The sequence below is a fragment of the Streptomyces tsukubensis genome, assembly GCF_003932715.1.
GTDB classification, from domain to species: domain Bacteria; phylum Actinomycetota; class Actinomycetes; order Streptomycetales; family Streptomycetaceae; genus Streptomyces; species Streptomyces tsukubensis.
Window position 1 is genome coordinate 3,691,595 of record NZ_CP020700.1, and the last position, 15,230, is coordinate 3,706,824.

The window sequence follows — 15,230 nt, forward strand, 5'->3', positions numbered from 1 at the left end:
TCGTTAGTGTCGACAGGTGTCAGAGCCGTCGCCCCCGCAGCCCGATCCCAGCCCGCAGCCGCCCCGCCCGGCGGGCGCGGCACCCTCGGAGCCCCTCCCGTATGCCGTGGATACGGATACGTCGGGGCATTCCACACCCCTCGGGGAGGCCGGACGCCGGGCGACGCCTCCTGAACCCCGGCCCGCGCCGTCCGCCCCAGGACCTGGCGCACCCGCCACCCCCGGCGGCGATGCCGGGCCCACCGGGCCTGCCGTCCCCGCCTACGCCGCGGAGCCGGTGTTCGACGCGCTGCCCGAGCGGTCGCGCTGGCGCTACCAACCGCGCGCCTCCCGGATCTGGCGCAGCAAGGTGCTCCGGGCCGGGGTGCTGATCGTCCTGCTCGCGCTCTGCGCCCTCGCCATCCTCGCGACGGTCCGCGACGAGACCGGCACCCAGGGCTTCCTGGTCGGTCTCGGTCTGGCCACCCTCCCGGTCCCCCTGCTGCTCGCCGCCTTCCGCTGGCTGGACCGGGTCGAACCGGGCCCCTGGCGCAATCTGGCGTTCGCCTTCGCCTGGGGCGCCTTCGCCGCCGCCCTGATGTCGATCACGGCGAACACCTTCGCCATCCAGTGGATCGCCAACAGCACCGCGGACCCGACCGACGCGGACAACCTCGGCGCGACGGTGGTCGCGCCGATCGTCGAGGAGACCGCGAAGGGCGCCGCGATCTTCCTGCTCTTCTTCTTCCGGCGCCGGCACTTCACCGGTCTGGTCGACGGCATCGTCGTCGCCGGGTTCACCGCCACCGGCTTCGCGTTCACCGAGAACATCCTCTATCTCGGTACGGCCTTCGACGGCGACCGGCTGCCGGGCGAGTCCGGCCTCGTCTCGGTGACGGCGACGTTCTTCGTACGGATCGTCATGTCGCCGTTCGCGCATCCGCTGTTCACCGTGCTCACCGGTATCGGTCTGGGTCTCGCCGCGTCGGCCGCACGCCGCCACCGGTTCCGGAGGTTCGCCTTCCCCACGCTCGGGCTGCTGCTGTCGATGGGTATGCACGCCCTGTGGAACGGCTCGGCGTCGTACCTCGGCCCGATCGGCTTCTATCTGGTCTACGGAATGTTCATGGTCCCGGTCTTCGCGCTGCTGACCTGGCTGACGATCTGGTCCCGCCAGCGCGAGCTGCGGACGATCTCGGCCGCCCTGCCGCCGTACGCCACCGCCGGCTGGCTGGCACCGGCCGAACCGGCGGCGCTGGCCTCGATGCGGGCCCGTAACGAAGCCCGGAACATCGCCCGGCGCACCCATGGACCGGCCGCGGCACACGCGGTCGCGGAGTACGTCCGCTTCGCGACGTCCCTGGCGTTCCTGCGCGACCGGGCGCAGCGCGGCACGGCGGATCCGGACTTCACGGCGCGGGAGCAGGAGTTGCTGCACCATATGTGGCTGCGGAAGCCGGTGGCCGGTCCGGCGCTGGCCTATGCGGCCAGGGCGAGCGGTGTGGTCTCCGTACCGCCGCCGTACCGGGACTACGAGGGGTACAACCCGTACCGCGTCTGATCCGGCCGGTACGAGCACGGCCGGGGAAAAGAACCGGCAGCCCTGACGTCGGGGGGTTGGTGCGTCAGAGCTGCCGGTGGTCGTGAAGGCCAGGACCCGCCGTCCGTTGGACAGCGGTCTCCCTGGATCCCGGAGTCCGGGACCGCGGGAGCTTCAGGGCCGGGCGGGATGCACCGGTGGCGGGAACCCGCGATTCACCGGTTGCGGACCGGCCGGTGCCCGGCCGGTCCGGAACCCGCGGGCGTCAGGGCCGCAGACCCTTGCTGCGCAGCCAGGCGCCGGGGTCGATGGTCGTACCGCCGGGCGTCTTGACCTCCAGGTGGAGGTGGTTGCCGGTGGAGTTGCCGGTGGAGCCGACCCGTCCGACCATATCGCCCGCGACGACCTTCTGGCCCACGTTGGCGTTGATCGACGAGAGGTGGGCGTACATGACCTCGGTGCCGTCGTTCAGCTCGATGACGACCTGGTAGCCGTACGAGCCCGCGTAACCGGCGGACTTGACGGTGCCCGCGCCGACGGCCTTGACCGGGGTGCCCGCCGGGGCGGCGAAGTCCAGACCGGTGTGCTGGCCGGAGGACCAGAGTCCGCCGGACGAACCGAAGGTCGAGGTGATGTTGTACGAGGAGGTGGGGAGCGCGAAGCTCTTCGCCAGCTTGGCGAGGCGCTCGGCCTCCGCCTTCTTCTTGGCTTCCTCGGCGGCCTTCTTCTTCGCCTCGTCCGCCTTCTTCTTGGCGTCGGCGGACGCCTTCAGCGCATCCGCGGCGGCGGCTTCGGCGGCGGCCTTCTCGGCCACGGCCCGGCGCTCCGCCTCGGCCTGCGCCTGCTGCTGCTCGGCCTGCTGGAGGATCCGGGAGCGCAGCGCCTCACCCGCGTTGTCGTCGGCCTTGGACTGCTCGCCCGCCTCGGTGACGGTGTCGCCCATGGTGGCGAGGCCGGCGTTCGGCGCGCCGTCCTCGGTGCCGCCGAGCCCGTCGGGGAGGGAGATGGTGATGGGGGCCTTGTCCTGCGCGGTGGCGATGCCGCCCGCGCCGACCGCGGCGATCACACCGACACCGAGGACGGTGGAGCTGCGGGCGAAGGCCCGGCGCTGCTGCCGCAGCACGCGGTGGCGGCCACGGTTCGGGAGAAGCGTTTCCGCGCTGGGGTTCCACTCACCGGTGGACGGCTCGGCACCACCGTCTTCGCCGAAGCGGGTGCCGTTGCTCATGTACCCGGGCCCGGCGGGGGCTTGCGGGGCAGGACTGTTGGACGCCACTGAGGCGTACTCCTTTCCTTCCTTCTCGCCTACCGGGTTAGCTGACGGGTTCGGAGCAGGAAGGTCTCCTACGGAGTCTCCGCAGGCTGCGGAGGCATCCGATTCACCCCAAGAAGTGGTTCCCCGGTTCCCTTGCGGGATTCGGCGCATGAGCACGGAGCCACCCTGACGGCGACTGGGACGACCGCGCTGCGTTATCGAACGTTAATAGACACGGGGAATGTTTTCCAAGTGTTCCTGATGATCGTTAAACCCGGACGGCGAACCAACTGGGACAGAAGGCTTCCAAATCGGGCGAGTTACCCGCCCCTGAGACCTGTTCAGGGCCTCTCCGCCCCCTCCACACCCCTGATGGTTCGTCAGATGTTATGGCGACAGCGATGGTTCGATCACGCACCGTGCAGAAAACGGCAGTGCAATGGCACATAGCCCCCAGCACTTGGCCAATCGTTGGTCAACTCTTTATCCATCGGCCCGGAGAGGCGGCTGTTCCGACGGCCGGCCCCCCGCCCCGGCCCCGTTGACCTCAGCGGTCCCGACGGGACCACCCGGACCACTGCCTCCAGCCGGGCGGGTGACCGCGAGCAGCGCCATATCGTCCGTCGATCCGCCGCCCGTATGCCGTCGTACGTCGTCCACCAGCGCGTCCAGCAGCTCCCCCGGCCCCGGGAACGACCGCCCGTCGAGCTGCTCCTCCGGGTCGTAGAACACCCCGGCCGCGTTCCGCGCCTCCGAGAGCCCGTCCGTGTAGAGCAGCAGGGTCGACCCGTCGGGCATCGGATGCGATTCGGCCCGCCCCGGCCAGTTCCCCAGCTCCTTCATGCCCAGCGGCAGCGCCGCCTCGTCGGGCGGCAGGGTGCGCAGCCGCCCGTCGGCGTGGAGCAGCAGCGGCTCGGGGTGCCCCCGGTTCAGCAGGCGTACGGCCCCGAAGCCACGCGGGATCTCCGCGAACACGGCGGTCGCGAACCCCTCGAAATCGTCGAGATCGCCCGCTCCGCGCCGTAGCGCCTCCCGGACGAGCGCCTGCTCCAGCCGGTCGGCGACGCACTCCAGCGTGGCCTCCCGCTCGGCCGCCTCCCGGAAGGCCCCGATCAGGATGGCCACGGCCTCCACGGCCCCCAGACCCTTGCCCCGGACGTCCCCGACCACCAGCCGTACACCGTGCGGAGTGTCCTGTACGGCGAAGAGGTCGCCGCCGATGAAGGCGTCGGCGAGGGCCGCCTCGTACCGTGCGGCGATCCGCAGCCCGCCGATCTCCTCGGCGGGCGTGGGCAGCACGGCCCGCTGCGCGGCCTCGGCGATCACCCGGGCCGAGGCCAGTTTCTGGTTGCTGCGGGTGATGACCCGGTTGATGAAGAGCGCCAGGGCGGAGACGGTGACGACCGTACTCAGCTCGGTATAGGCCTGGGTCTGGCCGAGGGAGCGGTTGTAGATGTCCAGACCCAGCTCGGTCAGGACGGCGAAGGCGCCCGTCGCCAGCGTGACGGCGAAGGAGAAGAAGGGGGCCGCGATCAGCGGGGCGGCCGTGAACATGGGCACGGCGGTGAACTTCGCGGGGGTCGTGAGGTCGTACACCACCCCGAAGACGATCATCAGCGACGGCAGCATCCGGGCGAAGCGCCGGGCACCGCCGTATCCGTTCCGCTGTGTCTGCTCCGCCACAGGTGCTCTCCTCCCCTCCCAGCCTCACGGCGGCGGGTGCACGGGGCGAGCCGCGCTGGACCGGCCGGGTGACCCCCCGGGCCCCTGCCCGGCCTCCGGAGACCGCGAGCCCCTCACGGAATACGACAACAGCCCGGTGCTCTCGTAGAACGAGAGCACCGGGCCGTGTCTTCAGTAGCGGGGACAGGATTTGAACCTGCGACCTCTGGGTTATGAGCCCAGCGAGCTACCGAGCTGCTCCACCCCGCGTCGGTAAACACAACCTTACGCCATCCGGAGCACCTCTGGTGACCACTTCCCCACGAGTTCCCCCGCGACTTCCCCCGCGACCTCGCCGGGAGGTCCTTCCACCCCCGCCGGAAGCCCCGTTTTCCGGCCGGTCAGTCGGTGAGGTGACGCTCCGCGTACACCCGCATCGCGTCCCGGACGAAGGCCGCCGTACCCACCCCGTACTTGTCGTAGTTGTCGCCGAAGCGCGGGTCCGCGGCGAACATCTCGCCGAGCCCCGTGAAGTGGGACTTCGACGGCGGGGCCAGCAGCGACTGCCAGGCGTACATCCGCCGGGTGATCGCCTGGACGGTCTCGTCACCGGGCGCGGCGCCGTCCTTGAGGGCCCGGGCGTAGTCGCGGGCGATCGTCTCGTGGTCCAGCAGATGCGCCCGCCGCTCGTCCTCGCCGAGCTGCTGCCACCGCCGGCTGCTCGCACGCCAGGCGTCCGCGCCCCAGCGCTCCGTGACCTCCTTCTCGTACTTCCTGTTGTCGAAGCCGTCGAGTACGTCTTCCGCCATGAGTTCCTCCCCTAGTTCGGTCTTGCGGAGAGTGGTCCGCACGGACGCGATCCGGCGGGCAAGCCGGTCCCGCTCAAGCTCCAGCAGCTCCAGATGGGCCCGGAGCGCCGCGGTCGTGTCCTGCTGGCCCGCCAGCACCTCGGCGATGGCGGGCAGCCCGAGACCCAGCTCGCGCAGGAGCAGGATCCGCTGGAGGCGCACCAGCTCGTCCGGCCCGTAGTAGCGGTAGCCGTTGGCCCCGATCCGGCGGGGTGCCAGCAGCCCGATGTCCGCGTAGTGCCGCAGGGTGCGGCTGGTCGTCCCGGCACGCCGGGCGACCTCTTGGATCGACCACTCCATGACCTGAACGGTAGAAGTTGACGTTGCGTAAAGGTCAACCCCATTGAAAAACGGCGTAAAGGTCAGTACGCCAGGTAGGGGGCGATCACAGCATCAGCGGGCAAGGCGGGCGGCGCGGGCGCGCAGATAGCGGGCCTCCGGAGCGCTGAGGGTGCCCGCCGCGGCCTTCTCGTACGCCTCCCGGGCCGCGGCCCGCTCCCCCGCCTCCTCCAGCAGATGCGCCCGGACCGCGTCGATCCGGTGGTGCCCGGGGAGCCGGTCCGCCAGTGCCGCCACCTCCGCGAGCCCGGCCGCGGGCCCGTGCACCCGGGCCACCGCGACCGCCCGCCCCAGCCGGGCCATCGGCTCCGGGGCGCGGGCGACCAGGAGGTCGTACAGCGCGAGGATCTGCGGCCAGTCGGTGTCCTCGGCGCGTCCGGCCTCGTCGTGCAGGGCCGCGACGGCCGCCTGGAGCTGGTAGACCCCGGCCGGTCCCTGTCCGAGCGCCGCCTCGACCAGGGCGGTGCCCTCGGCGATCGCCGTACGGTCCCAGAGCGTCCGGTCCTGCTCGTCCAGCGGGATCAGCTCGCCGTCCGGCCCACTGCGGGCGGGCGTGCGCGCCTCGGTGAGCAGCATCAGCGCCAGCAGCCCGGTGACCGCGCCTTCGCCGGGCAGCAGCAGCTGGACCCGGCGGGTCAGCCGGATCGCCTCCCGCGCCAGGTCGGCGCGGTGGAGGTGCTCGCCGGACGAGGCCGTGTAGCCCTCGTTGAAGATCAGGTACAGCACTTCCAGTACGGCGGCGAGCCGCCGGTCGCGGTCCTCGGGCCCGGGCGGGACGAACGGCAGCCCTTTGATCCGCTGCTTGGCCCGGCTGACGCGCTGCGCCATGGTCGCCTCGGGGACGAGATGGGCCCGGGCGATCTCGGCGGTGGTCAGCCCGCCGACGGCCCGCAGGGTCAGCGCGATCTGCGCGGCGGGCGTGAGGTCGGGGTGGCAGCAGAGGAAGAGGAGGGTGAGGGTGTCGTCGTCGGAGGGGGCCCGGCCCTCGCCGGGCGGCGGTGCGGTGAAGGAGTCGCGCGGGGCGAGGTTCGCGGCGCTCTCCTCCCGGCGGCGGCGGGCCTCCTCGGCGCGGAGCAGATCCGTGAGCCGGCGCGCGGCGACCTTGATCAGCCAGCCGCGGGGGTTGGCGGGGAGGCCCTCGGCGGGCCACTGCCGGGCGGCGGCGAGCAGCGCTTCCTGGACGGAGTCCTCGGCGAGGTCGAAGTGTCCGTACCGGCGTACGAGAGCGCCGAGGACCTGCGGCGCGTGGCGGCGCAGCAGGTCCTCGACGGTGTCGGCACCGGGGCCGCCGGTCGTCCCGGCGGCCCGGGGGGTGCCGGTGGTCCCGGCGGCCCGGGGGGTGCCGGTGGTCCCGGCGGTGTCGGCGGTCCCGGCTGTGTCGGCGGTCCCGGCTGTGTCGGCTGTGTCGGCTGTGTCGGCGGTGGGATCGGAGTCGGAGTCGGCAGGGGCGTTCTTACGGCTACGGCTCATGCCGCTGTACGTATCACGGCCCCGGGCCGCACCGTACGGCTCCGGGCCGCTCCCGCGCCGTACCGGAACCGGCCGACGGGCTCCGGCGGGCGCCCGGACGGGTCCCCGTCAGGCTTCGGGACCCGAGTCGATCGGGCGGATCACGACCGGCGAGGGGGTGCTGCCCTCCGGCTCCGGACAGGCGACGACCCGGGCCGCGATCTCGGTCACCCGCTCCAGGCTCGCGCAGTCGACCACCCAGTAGCCCGCGAGGACCTCCTTGGTCTCGCCGTAAGGACCGTCGGTGATCACCGGCTTGCCGTCGGGCCCCGCCAGAACGGTGCGGCTCTGCGCGGGAGCGGCCAGCCCGTTCCCGTCGACCAGCTCGCCGGTCTCGGCGAGGTCGTCGTTGATGGCACCCATGTGCGCGAACATCGCGGCGAGGTCGGCTTCGCTCCAGACCGGGTTGCCCGGGGAGGGCCTGCCCTCCATCGCGTCGTAGGAGGCCTGGGTGCCCTGGATCATCACGAGGTACTTCATGGGGTCCACTCCCTGCGGTCGCTGTTCCTCGGGGCGGGGTCCTCCCCGCCGCTGCCCGTCGTGGGCAACTTTCACAGGGGACGTCGGAGCCGGTGCCGGGTTCTCGACACCGGTCGACGGATTTCCCGGAAGTTTTTTCCGGCAGGCCTTCCCCGGGGCGGAGGCAGAGGCGGAGGCGGTACGGGCGGTACGGGCGGTACGGGCTCCGGGCCCGGCGACCGGCCCGGTGGTTACTGAAGGGCGCCCGCGACCTGGGCGACCGGGCCGATCAGCGGGGCCAGGTGGTTGGGAACCTCCATCAGCTGGTTGAGCTGGTTCAGGTCCTTGATGCCGCCGTTGATGGCCTCCACCCCGTCGGCGAGGGACGTCGCGCCCTGCGGCGCCTGCGTGCTGTGGTGTCCGTTCGCGGCGGCGGCGGAGACGGAGAGGGCGGAGGCACCGGCGGCAAGGGCGACGGCAGTGAGGATGCGCTTCGTCTTGGTCATGCCGGGACAACGCCCCCGCGGCGGAGCGGGTCACGGGCGCGGAACCCCGGCAGGGGGCCGCCCGGCTCACAGAAACGTTTCCCCGGTGAACACGCGCCTCCATTCGGCCCAGTGAGCCGATTCATCGCATCGCGAAGGAGTGAATGCCACGTACTCAAGTTGACGTGATCAACCACGCGAACCACACAGACCGCACCAGGCACTCCTCGGGCCGCGGGCGTCTCCGGCGGGCTGCCACGGCCGCCGTCCTCGCCCTCGTCCCCCTCGTCCCTCTCACCGCCGGCACCGTGCCGGCGACGGCAGCCGCCGCCGTACCGGCTCCGACGGCGGAGACCGCGCCCGCGCCCGCGGCCGGGAACTCACCGGCTCAGCAGGCCGAGGCCCCCCGGGCGGCCGCCGAGACCGTGCCGATCCTCGTCGCCGTCGCCGGCCTGTCCGTCGCGGACGAGAGCCGCGCGGGCTACAACCGGGACCTCTTCAAGCACTGGAACGCGGGCCTGAACCTCTCCGACGGCTGCAACACCCGCAACGAGGTGCTGATCTCCGAGGCGGTCACCGCGCCGGCCGTGGGTGCCCGCTGTGCGCTGACCGGCGGCCAGTGGTGGTCGTACTACGACGACACGTACGTCACCCCGGCGGGCTCGCTGGACATCGACCACATGGTTCCGCTGGCCGAGGCCTGGGACTCCGGGGCCTCCGCCTGGACGGCGGCGCGGCGCGAGGCGTACGCGAACGACCAGGGCCAGGCCGCCTCCCTGGTCGCCGTGACGGCCAAGTCCAACCGGGCCAAGGCGGACCAGGACCCCGCCCAGTGGCTGCCGCCCGCGGCGGACGCCCACTGCCGCTACACCTCGGAGTGGCTGGCCACCAAGCTCCGCTGGGGCCTGAGCATCGACGAGACCGAGCAGAAGGCGCTGTACCGGCTGGCCGCGGACTGCCAGGGTGACAAGGTCACGTACACCGTGGCCCCGTAAACCCGTCCACGGAGGTCAACCGCCCGTCCCTGCACCGCCGGTCAGGGGCGGGCCGCCGGGATCCCGGCCGCGGCCGCGGGGATCTCGGCCACGACGACGTACAGCGTCACCGATGCCAGGAAGGGTCCTTCGGAGGCCAGGTCCGCCAGGAGCCGCTCCCCCTGCTCCTCGGTCAGATATCCGGCGGCGACCGCGCGCCGGGTGTTGCGGTGGAGCCCGAGGACCTCGTCCGCGGCCCTCACGTCCCGGAAGACGGAGGTCGTCGCGGTGACGCTCGGTACGACGAAGCCCGCTTCCCGGACGAGCCGCGGCAGCTGCCGTCCGATGATCCCGTTGCGGACGATCCGGTCCGTGATGTGCCGGGTATAGGCGCGGGCGGCGTCCAGGTCGGTGTGGTCCAGGGCGAGGGAGTCCCAGTCGGGTTCGGCGAGCACCAGCCGCCCGCCGGGCCGCAGCACGCGCCGCACCTCGGCGAGGACGGCGGCCGGGTCCTCGACGTGCTGGAGGACCCGGTCGGTACGGGCCCGGTCCGCGCCGGCGTCCGGCAGGGGCAGCCGGTGGATGTCCGCGAGCCGTACGTCGACCGTGGCCAGCCCCTCGGTCCGCTCCCGCGCCAGCTCCACCATCTCGCGGCTGGCGTCGATCCCGATCACCGCGCCCCCGGGCCCCACGGATCCGGCGAGGGCCGCCAGATCGGTGCCGGGGCCGCAGCCGAGGTCGAGGACGGTGTGACCGGGTCCAGCCCGGAGTTCGTACCGCGCGACGTGCTTGTACGTCCGGCCCGCGCCGGTCGCGGCCACCCGGTCCAGATACTGCACCTCGTCGGGGGTCACGGTCTCGAAGACCTGCCCGCTGACCCGCTCCATGGTCCGGGCCTCGCGCGCCAGCAGCTCCCGGCCCCGACCGGTGATCCGGTACGGCCGCCGGCGGCCCTCGACGGCCAGGGCCTCGACCAGCCCCTTCTTCTCCAGCCGGGCGAGGGCACCGTAGAGACTGCCCGCGCCGAGCGGGGCGCCGGAGAGCTTCTCGACGGCGGCGTTGACGGCGTAGCCGTGCAGGGGGCCCTCGGTGAGCGCGGTCAGAACGAGGGTCTGGGCGTCATGGGTGTGCATGCCGGGGATAGTACACAGCGCGTACTACGCGGCACGAGGCATTCGCCGTACGGCTGTTCACCCGCATATCCCGGTACGGGGCGGGCAGCAGCCCGTCAGGCCCCGCCGCGCTCCCCCCCCTCACGGCGGGGCCCGTCGCTCTTTCGTTCGCCTGGCCCGAAACTCCCGTACGAAGCCCAGGAATTCGAAGGAAACCCCTTCCCCGCTCGCCATATTTCCTTCACTCACCGCAGGATCGTTTCCCCCTGGACCGGACCCGGAAAACAGGCCTCACGAAGCATTTGCATCTCCACAGACCTGCCATGACCTGCGGCTACTTAAGGCGTACCGGAGGCGGCGCACTCTTCGCACACCCCTGGCGAAACAGGCGCCCGGGGGCGTTGATTATCGCCGCCGAGCCAAAACGCGCCGCCGCTCCGGGCTTGGCGCGCGGACCGATCAACGGGAAATTCATCGAGCGGGAAATATGCCCGCCGTTCCGGTCGATCCGGTCCGGTCCGGCCTCGTTTTCCGTGTTCCCGTGTCCCCGTTTCCCTGCGTATTCACGGAGGTTCCATGTCAGCCTTGCGTGCCTGCACCACCGCCGTCGCCGGGGCGCTCGCCCTCGCCGCCACCTGCGCCGCCCTCGCCGCGCCCGCCCAGGCGGCGGCGCTCAGCCGCTTCGACGACGGCAGCTTCGAGTATCCGGTCGCCCCCGCGAACTCGTTCAGCACCTTGACGAACGGGCAGTCCCTGGGCCCGTGGCGGGTGACGGCGGGCTCGGTCGACCTCATCGGCAGCGGCTTCTGGCAGGCGGCCGAGGGGAACCAGTCCGTCGACCTGAGCGGTGGCGGCCCCGGTACGGTCGCCCAGACCTTCACGACGGTGCCCGGAACGACGTACTCCGTCAGCTACTCGCTGGCCGGCAATATCGACGCCGCGTCGCAGCCGGCCGTGAAAACGGGCCGGGCGCTGATCGACGGCCAGGTCTTCCAGGACTTCACCTTCGACATCACCGGCAAGACCCGGCCGAACATGGGCTATGTGAACCGCCAGTTCACCTTTGTCGCCTCGGCCGCGTCGACCACGCTCGCCTTTGCCAGCACGACCGCGGGCGCGCACGGCCCGGTACTGGACAACGTGCAGGTCAAGGCCGCGTGTTGCGGCTGTTCGGCAAGCTGCTGAACGTCTCGCGCACGGTACGGGCCCCGCGTCGCACGGGGCCCGTACCCCTTTCTCACCCCAGGCTGGTGACCGGGTCGCGGTCGGTGAGGCAGTACGTCCCGCCGGCCGGATCACGCATGACGGTCCAGTGGTCGAACACCTCGACCACGGTCGCCCCCAGCTTCTCGTGCGCGGCGGCGGCACCGGCCCGGTCGGCGGCGGAGAAGTCCAGATGCGCACCGGTCGCCCGGGGCTCGTCGAGCCGCTGGAGCAGCACCCGTACCGGCAGACCCGCGGGCCCCTGCACGGCGCGGTACTCGGAGCGCGGCGCGTACAGCAGCGGCCAGCCGGTCAGCGCACTCCAGAACTCGGTCTCCACCTCGTACGACTCCGGCGGAACGTCCACGCACATCTGGTCGAGCCGGGTGCCGTCGAACGGATCGGGGCGCCGGGACTCGCCCTGCCAGGGCACCGCGCAGAAGGCCTGCCCGGCGGGGGACGCGAACACGACGCAGCCGTCGAACTCCGCGACGATATCGGCGCCGACGGCGACGGCGCGGGCCGCGAACGCGGACACGTCGTCGACGGAGAAGTCGATATGGGACCCGCGCAGCCCGTTGTCCCAGGAGTGGAGGCCCTGGAGCTTCAGATACGGATCGGCGGCCTCCGGGTCCGGCAGGAAGGTCGCGTACTCGCCGTACTCGCTGCGGCGCGGGGAGAGTTGCGTCCCCGTCACCGCCGTCCAGAACTCGGCGGCCACGTCCATCCGCTCCCGCGGCCGGTCCACGAACACACACACCCAGCGGATCATTCCGTGCTCCCCTCCACCGATGATTCCTGCGCTCCGCAGCCTAGGCTTTCGGCTTCGATCACGCGGGGCGCGCCGAAGCGGGCCTCAGGGACTCATGGGATTCCGGACCGTCCCGATCCCGTCGACGGCAACACCGACCCGGTCCCCGGCGCGCAGCGGTACGGCCCCGGCCGGGGCGCCGGTCAGGACGGTGTCGCCGGGTTCGAGGGTGATCCTGGCGGTGATGTGCGCCAGGAGTTCGGCAACCGGCATCAGCATGGAACGCGCACTTCCGCGCTGCCGGTACACACCGTTAGGGAGGGCAGAGGGGCGGCCAAGGCCTGTAGGCAAAGCCACCGTATTCGCCATATGTTGCTGTCGTGGCGACGACCGAGGTGGCGTGGGCGCATGCTCTGGCGGAGTGGCTGTTGGCGGGGACCGTTCCGCGGAGGTGGAGGCACTCCCTCGGGGTGGCCGCCTGCGCCAAGCGGTTGGCACCGGTCGTGGGGGTGCAGGCGCCACTCCTGGAGGCTGCCGCGGTACTGCACGACATCGGATACGCGCCGTCCCTCGTCGACACCGGATTCCATCCGCTCGACGGAGCGCGTCATCTGAGAGATGCGTACACGGTAGATCAGCACGTTACCCGTCTCGTGGCCAACCATTCCTTCGCCCTGCTGGAGGCGGAGGAGCGAGGTCTCCGCTCCGAGCTGGCGGACGAGTTCCCGTTGCTCGGTGATCCGCTGCTGGTCGACGCATTGGTCTACTGCGACATGACCACGACGCCGAACGGAGAGCGTACGACGTCGCGGGCGCGTGTGGACGAGATCCTCAGACGCTACGGGGAGGACGGCATCGTCGGGCGGTTCATCCGTCGGGCCGAACCCTTGATCCACGAAAGCGTGGATCGCATCGAGGCCGCAGCGACCGAAGCGGGCGCGGCCCTCTGAGACCTATCCCAGGTAGGGGTAGTCGCCGGTCAGATAGTGGCCGATCTGTTCGCGCATGCTCGGGTGGATATCGAGGGTTCCGAAGTCCTCAGGCCGGACCCACCGGACGCCGTCCGCCTCGTCGTTGACCGTGGGGGATCCGCCGACGGGGCGGCCGATGTACACGGCCTCGTACTGCTGCCGGATCTCACCGTCGGTGTACTCGATGATGTGCCGCGGGTTGGAGTAGACGCCGAGGAAGCCGGTGACCTCGGCGACGATGCCGGTCTCCTCCTCGCACTCACGGACCGCGCACTGCGCGGGGCTCTCCCCGATGTCCTGGGCGCCGCCGGGCAGCGCCCACTGTCCGGTGTCGCGCCGCCGTTGGAGCAGGACGGCGCCGTCGTCGTCTATGACCAGCATGTTGCTCGCGGGGATCAAGGTGTTGGCCTTGGGCGCCTTGGGGTCGTGGTAGTACTCAGTCCTGCCCATGGTGGTACTGCTCCTGACTGTCGGGCACCCACGGGCGCGCGGTTGACCACACGGCGTCGAAGCTCTCGCCGTACCGCTCGAACCATTCGCCACCGGGCGTACGCCTGAGCTGGAGGAGCGGGTTCGCGCTGGCCGGCAGGCCCCAGATGTGCGGGTTGGCCATGAGGTGGTCGTCGTACCGGAAGATCGAGGTGTAGAGCGTGGTGTCGTGGAGACGCACCTCGCAGCCCGGATGGCCGACGAGGTCCCGGTAGTACGTGAGCGACGCCCTGATCTTCGCGGCCAGGGTGTCCCCGATGCCTTCCTCCTCGCCTCGGATCCGGACGGCTTCGCCTTCGGGGTCGCCGAAGCAGAGCCGTACCCGGACTCCCGCCTGCGCCCGCTCCTGGAGCATGCGCGTGATGTGCGGGTTGGTCTGGGCAAAGAAGGTCCCCGAGAAGACCAGGACGTCGATCTGTTTCATCGCTCCTGACAACAGGGACATCCAGATATCACGCGGCACACTCGCCCGGTTCGCGTAGGTGTCCACCAGTTCCGACTGAGCGGCGCCCAGCCGGGACGTCCGCTGCCCTGTTTCCGGCCAGAGGTACGCCTCGTCGATCTTGAGAAGGTTGGCCACGGTCCAGCGGTTCCGACGGTGTGGAACCCGGCCGGCCACCCATCGGCTGGCGGTCTTGGGATCGACCTCACAGGCCGCGGCCACCTCATCCACGGTCAGCCCGCGTTGCACGAGCGCAGAACGAAGTCGCTCATTCACCTGGACACCCAACCCGACACGACAGCCGGGCCGCAAGTGCGTCAGGCGGTGCCCTATCGACCTGGCCGGAATCGGTGGGCGACATAGGCTGGCCGTGTGCCACTCATCGTGCTCTGGGACGTCGACCACACCCTCATCGAGAACTCCGGTGTGAGCAAGGAGATCTACGCCGCGGCCTTCGCCGCCGCCACGGGCCTCGACGCTGCCCGGCCGGCTCGCACGGAGGGAAGAACTGACAGGCTGATCCTCGCCGAGATGTTCCGGGACCATGAGGTGAACGCTCCGGAGTGGGAGACGGTCAACCGAGCGCTCACGGCCGCGGGGGCCGCACGCGAAGGCGACCTCAGTCGGCGGGGACGCGTCCTTCCCGGTGCGCGTGAGGCCCTTGTCGCGGTCGCAGCGGAACCCGCCATGGTCTCGTCGGTGCTCACCGGGAACATCTACGCCAATGCTCGGGTGAAGCTGAGGGCCTTCGGCCTGGACACACTCGTCGACATGGGCTGCGGGGCCTACGGTGCGGACGCGACGGACCGTGCGGCCCTGGTGGACATCGCCCGCCACCGGGCACGTACGGCCTACGGCCTTCCTGCCCACACCCCGGTCGTCCTGATCGGCGACACCCCACGTGACGTCCGTGCCGCCCTCGATTCCGACGCTCACGTCGTCGCCGTGGCATCCGGTATCCACGGTGCCGACGAACTCCGGGAAGCCGGAGCCACCGTCGTTCTCCCCGACCTTCTGGACGGGCCGGCGTTGATGCGCCACCTGCGAACGCTGGCGCCCAGCACCGTGTAAACGTCCCAGGACGTCCTTTGGAAGTCCCGGGGTGAGGTTCGACGTCCCGTCGACCGACGGCAGTCTCATGCCTGCCGTCGTCGGCGGGTCCCCTCGGACCGCCGACGACGCGCCTTCCCACCCCTCCGGATGGAGTGAGCG

The 15,230-nt window shown here is 71.3% G+C and carries 16 protein-coding genes, 1 tRNA gene and 1 riboswitch; of the genes, 5 read left to right on the forward strand and 12 right to left on the reverse strand.

The annotated features are described in order from the left end of the window. Window positions 1–277 precede the first annotated feature (277 nt). The gene (locus B7R87_RS14760; RefSeq protein ID WP_006348276.1) at window positions 278–1,540 is read left to right on the forward strand and encodes a PrsW family intramembrane metalloprotease; all 1,263 of its coding nucleotides are present in this window, start codon (window positions 278–280) and stop codon (window positions 1,538–1,540) included. Between the two features lie 244 nt (window positions 1,541–1,784). Here the strand turns inward: B7R87_RS14760 and B7R87_RS14765 are convergent, their stop codons facing one another. The 7 genes from B7R87_RS14765 to B7R87_RS14795 all read right to left on the reverse strand — a co-directional run bounded on the left by B7R87_RS14765 (window position 1,785) and on the right by B7R87_RS14795 (window position 8,097). Next, window positions 1,785–2,795: a M23 family metallopeptidase gene (locus tag B7R87_RS14765; protein WP_040915724.1), complete on the reverse strand. Its 1,011-nt coding sequence runs from the start codon at window positions 2,793–2,795 to the stop codon at window positions 1,785–1,787. 11 nt (window positions 2,796–2,806) lie between these two features. Further along, a riboswitch (cyclic di-AMP (ydaO/yuaA leader) is annotated at window positions 2,807–2,952 on the reverse strand. Between the two features lie 305 nt (window positions 2,953–3,257). Next, a complete protein-coding gene (locus B7R87_RS14770) occupies window positions 3,258–4,457 on the reverse strand; it encodes a PP2C family protein-serine/threonine phosphatase (protein ID WP_006348274.1) in 1,200 nt (399 codons plus the stop codon). Between the two features lie 175 nt (window positions 4,458–4,632). Further along, window positions 4,633–4,706, reverse strand: a tRNA-Met gene (locus tag B7R87_RS14775). Window positions 4,707–4,837: 131 nt separating this feature from the next. Beyond that, on the reverse strand, window positions 4,838–5,584 hold the full coding sequence (locus B7R87_RS14780) for a MerR family transcriptional regulator (protein WP_006348273.1): 747 nt from the start codon (window positions 5,582–5,584) through the stop codon (window positions 4,838–4,840). 93 nt (window positions 5,585–5,677) lie between these two features. After that, window positions 5,678–7,093: an RNA polymerase sigma factor gene (locus B7R87_RS14785; protein WP_233168833.1), complete on the reverse strand. Its 1,416-nt coding sequence runs from the start codon at window positions 7,091–7,093 to the stop codon at window positions 5,678–5,680. Window positions 7,094–7,201: 108 nt separating this feature from the next. Next, window positions 7,202–7,612: a YciI family protein gene (locus B7R87_RS14790; RefSeq protein WP_040915718.1), complete on the reverse strand. Its 411-nt coding sequence runs from the start codon at window positions 7,610–7,612 to the stop codon at window positions 7,202–7,204. 230 nt (window positions 7,613–7,842) lie between these two features. Continuing rightward, window positions 7,843–8,097 carry a hypothetical protein gene (locus tag B7R87_RS14795; protein WP_006348270.1) on the reverse strand — a complete coding sequence of 85 codons (255 nt, stop codon included), beginning with the start codon at window positions 8,095–8,097 and terminating at the stop codon, window positions 7,843–7,845. A 287-nt stretch (window positions 8,098–8,384) separates the two neighbouring features. On the opposite strand from B7R87_RS14795, the gene B7R87_RS14800 reads away from it, so the two are divergent. Further along, complete coding sequence (locus tag B7R87_RS14800; protein WP_233169054.1) at window positions 8,385–9,071, forward strand: HNH endonuclease family protein; 687 nt, start codon at window positions 8,385–8,387, stop codon at window positions 9,069–9,071. Window positions 9,072–9,112: 41 nt separating this feature from the next. Here the strand turns inward: B7R87_RS14800 and B7R87_RS14805 are convergent, their stop codons facing one another. Continuing rightward, entirely contained in the window at window positions 9,113–10,183 is a 1,071-nt protein-coding gene (locus B7R87_RS14805) for a methyltransferase domain-containing protein (protein WP_006348268.1), read from the reverse strand. A gap of 555 nt (window positions 10,184–10,738) precedes the next feature. Here B7R87_RS14805 and B7R87_RS14810 point away from each other — a divergent pair. Next, window positions 10,739–11,347, forward strand: coding sequence for a choice-of-anchor C family protein (locus B7R87_RS14810; protein ID WP_040915706.1), 609 nt, complete (start codon window positions 10,739–10,741; stop codon window positions 11,345–11,347). Window positions 11,348–11,399: 52 nt separating this feature from the next. On the opposite strand, the gene B7R87_RS14815 is transcribed toward B7R87_RS14810, so the two are convergent. After that, window positions 11,400–12,137: a VOC family protein gene (locus tag B7R87_RS14815; RefSeq protein WP_006348266.1), complete on the reverse strand. Its 738-nt coding sequence runs from the start codon at window positions 12,135–12,137 to the stop codon at window positions 11,400–11,402. A gap of 84 nt (window positions 12,138–12,221) precedes the next feature. Next, on the reverse strand, window positions 12,222–12,485 hold the full coding sequence (locus B7R87_RS14820; protein ID WP_078902267.1) for a fumarylacetoacetate hydrolase family protein: 264 nt from the start codon (window positions 12,483–12,485) through the stop codon (window positions 12,222–12,224). A gap of 11 nt (window positions 12,486–12,496) precedes the next feature. Here B7R87_RS14820 and B7R87_RS14825 point away from each other — a divergent pair, with 11 nt between their 5' ends. Continuing rightward, window positions 12,497–13,066: an HD domain-containing protein gene (locus B7R87_RS14825; protein WP_006348264.1), complete on the forward strand. Its 570-nt coding sequence runs from the start codon at window positions 12,497–12,499 to the stop codon at window positions 13,064–13,066. 3 nt (window positions 13,067–13,069) lie between these two features. Here B7R87_RS14825 and B7R87_RS14830 read toward each other — a convergent pair whose 3' ends face one another. Both B7R87_RS14830 and B7R87_RS14835 read right to left on the reverse strand, forming a co-directional pair. Beyond that, complete coding sequence (locus B7R87_RS14830) at window positions 13,070–13,537, reverse strand: NUDIX hydrolase (protein WP_006348263.1); 468 nt, start codon at window positions 13,535–13,537, stop codon at window positions 13,070–13,072. Next, complete coding sequence (locus B7R87_RS14835; RefSeq protein ID WP_040915713.1) at window positions 13,524–14,294, reverse strand: helix-turn-helix domain-containing protein; 771 nt, start codon at window positions 14,292–14,294, stop codon at window positions 13,524–13,526. The genes B7R87_RS14830 and B7R87_RS14835 overlap by 14 nt, the downstream gene beginning before the upstream one ends. A gap of 96 nt (window positions 14,295–14,390) precedes the next feature. On the opposite strand from B7R87_RS14835, the gene B7R87_RS14840 reads away from it, so the two are divergent. Then, complete coding sequence (locus B7R87_RS14840; protein ID WP_006348261.1) at window positions 14,391–15,089, forward strand: HAD family hydrolase; 699 nt, start codon at window positions 14,391–14,393, stop codon at window positions 15,087–15,089. Window positions 15,090–15,230: the final 141 nt, after the last annotated feature.

Coding starts and splice junctions, on each gene's coding strand:
- B7R87_RS14780 (WP_006348273.1), bottom strand. CDS start 5,584: ATGGAGTGGTCGATCCAAGAGGTCGCCCGGCGTGCCGGGACGACCAGC.
- B7R87_RS14785 (WP_233168833.1), bottom strand. CDS start 7,093: ATGAGCCGTAGCCGTAAGAACGCCCCTGCCGACTCCGACTCCGATCCC.
- B7R87_RS14790 (WP_040915718.1), bottom strand. CDS start 7,612: ATGAAGTACCTCGTGATGATCCAGGGCACCCAGGCCTCCTACGACGCG.
- B7R87_RS14795 (WP_006348270.1), bottom strand. CDS start 8,097: ATGACCAAGACGAAGCGCATCCTCACTGCCGTCGCCCTTGCCGCCGGT.
- B7R87_RS14805 (WP_006348268.1), bottom strand. CDS start 10,183: ATGCACACCCATGACGCCCAGACCCTCGTTCTGACCGCGCTCACCGAG.
- B7R87_RS14810 (WP_040915706.1), top strand. CDS start 10,739: ATGTCAGCCTTGCGTGCCTGCACCACCGCCGTCGCCGGGGCGCTCGCC.
- B7R87_RS14815 (WP_006348266.1), bottom strand. CDS start 12,137: ATGATCCGCTGGGTGTGTGTGTTCGTGGACCGGCCGCGGGAGCGGATG.
- B7R87_RS14820 (WP_078902267.1), bottom strand. CDS start 12,485: ATGGCGAATACGGTGGCTTTGCCTACAGGCCTTGGCCGCCCCTCTGCC.
- B7R87_RS14830 (WP_006348263.1), bottom strand. CDS start 13,537: ATGGGCAGGACTGAGTACTACCACGACCCCAAGGCGCCCAAGGCCAAC.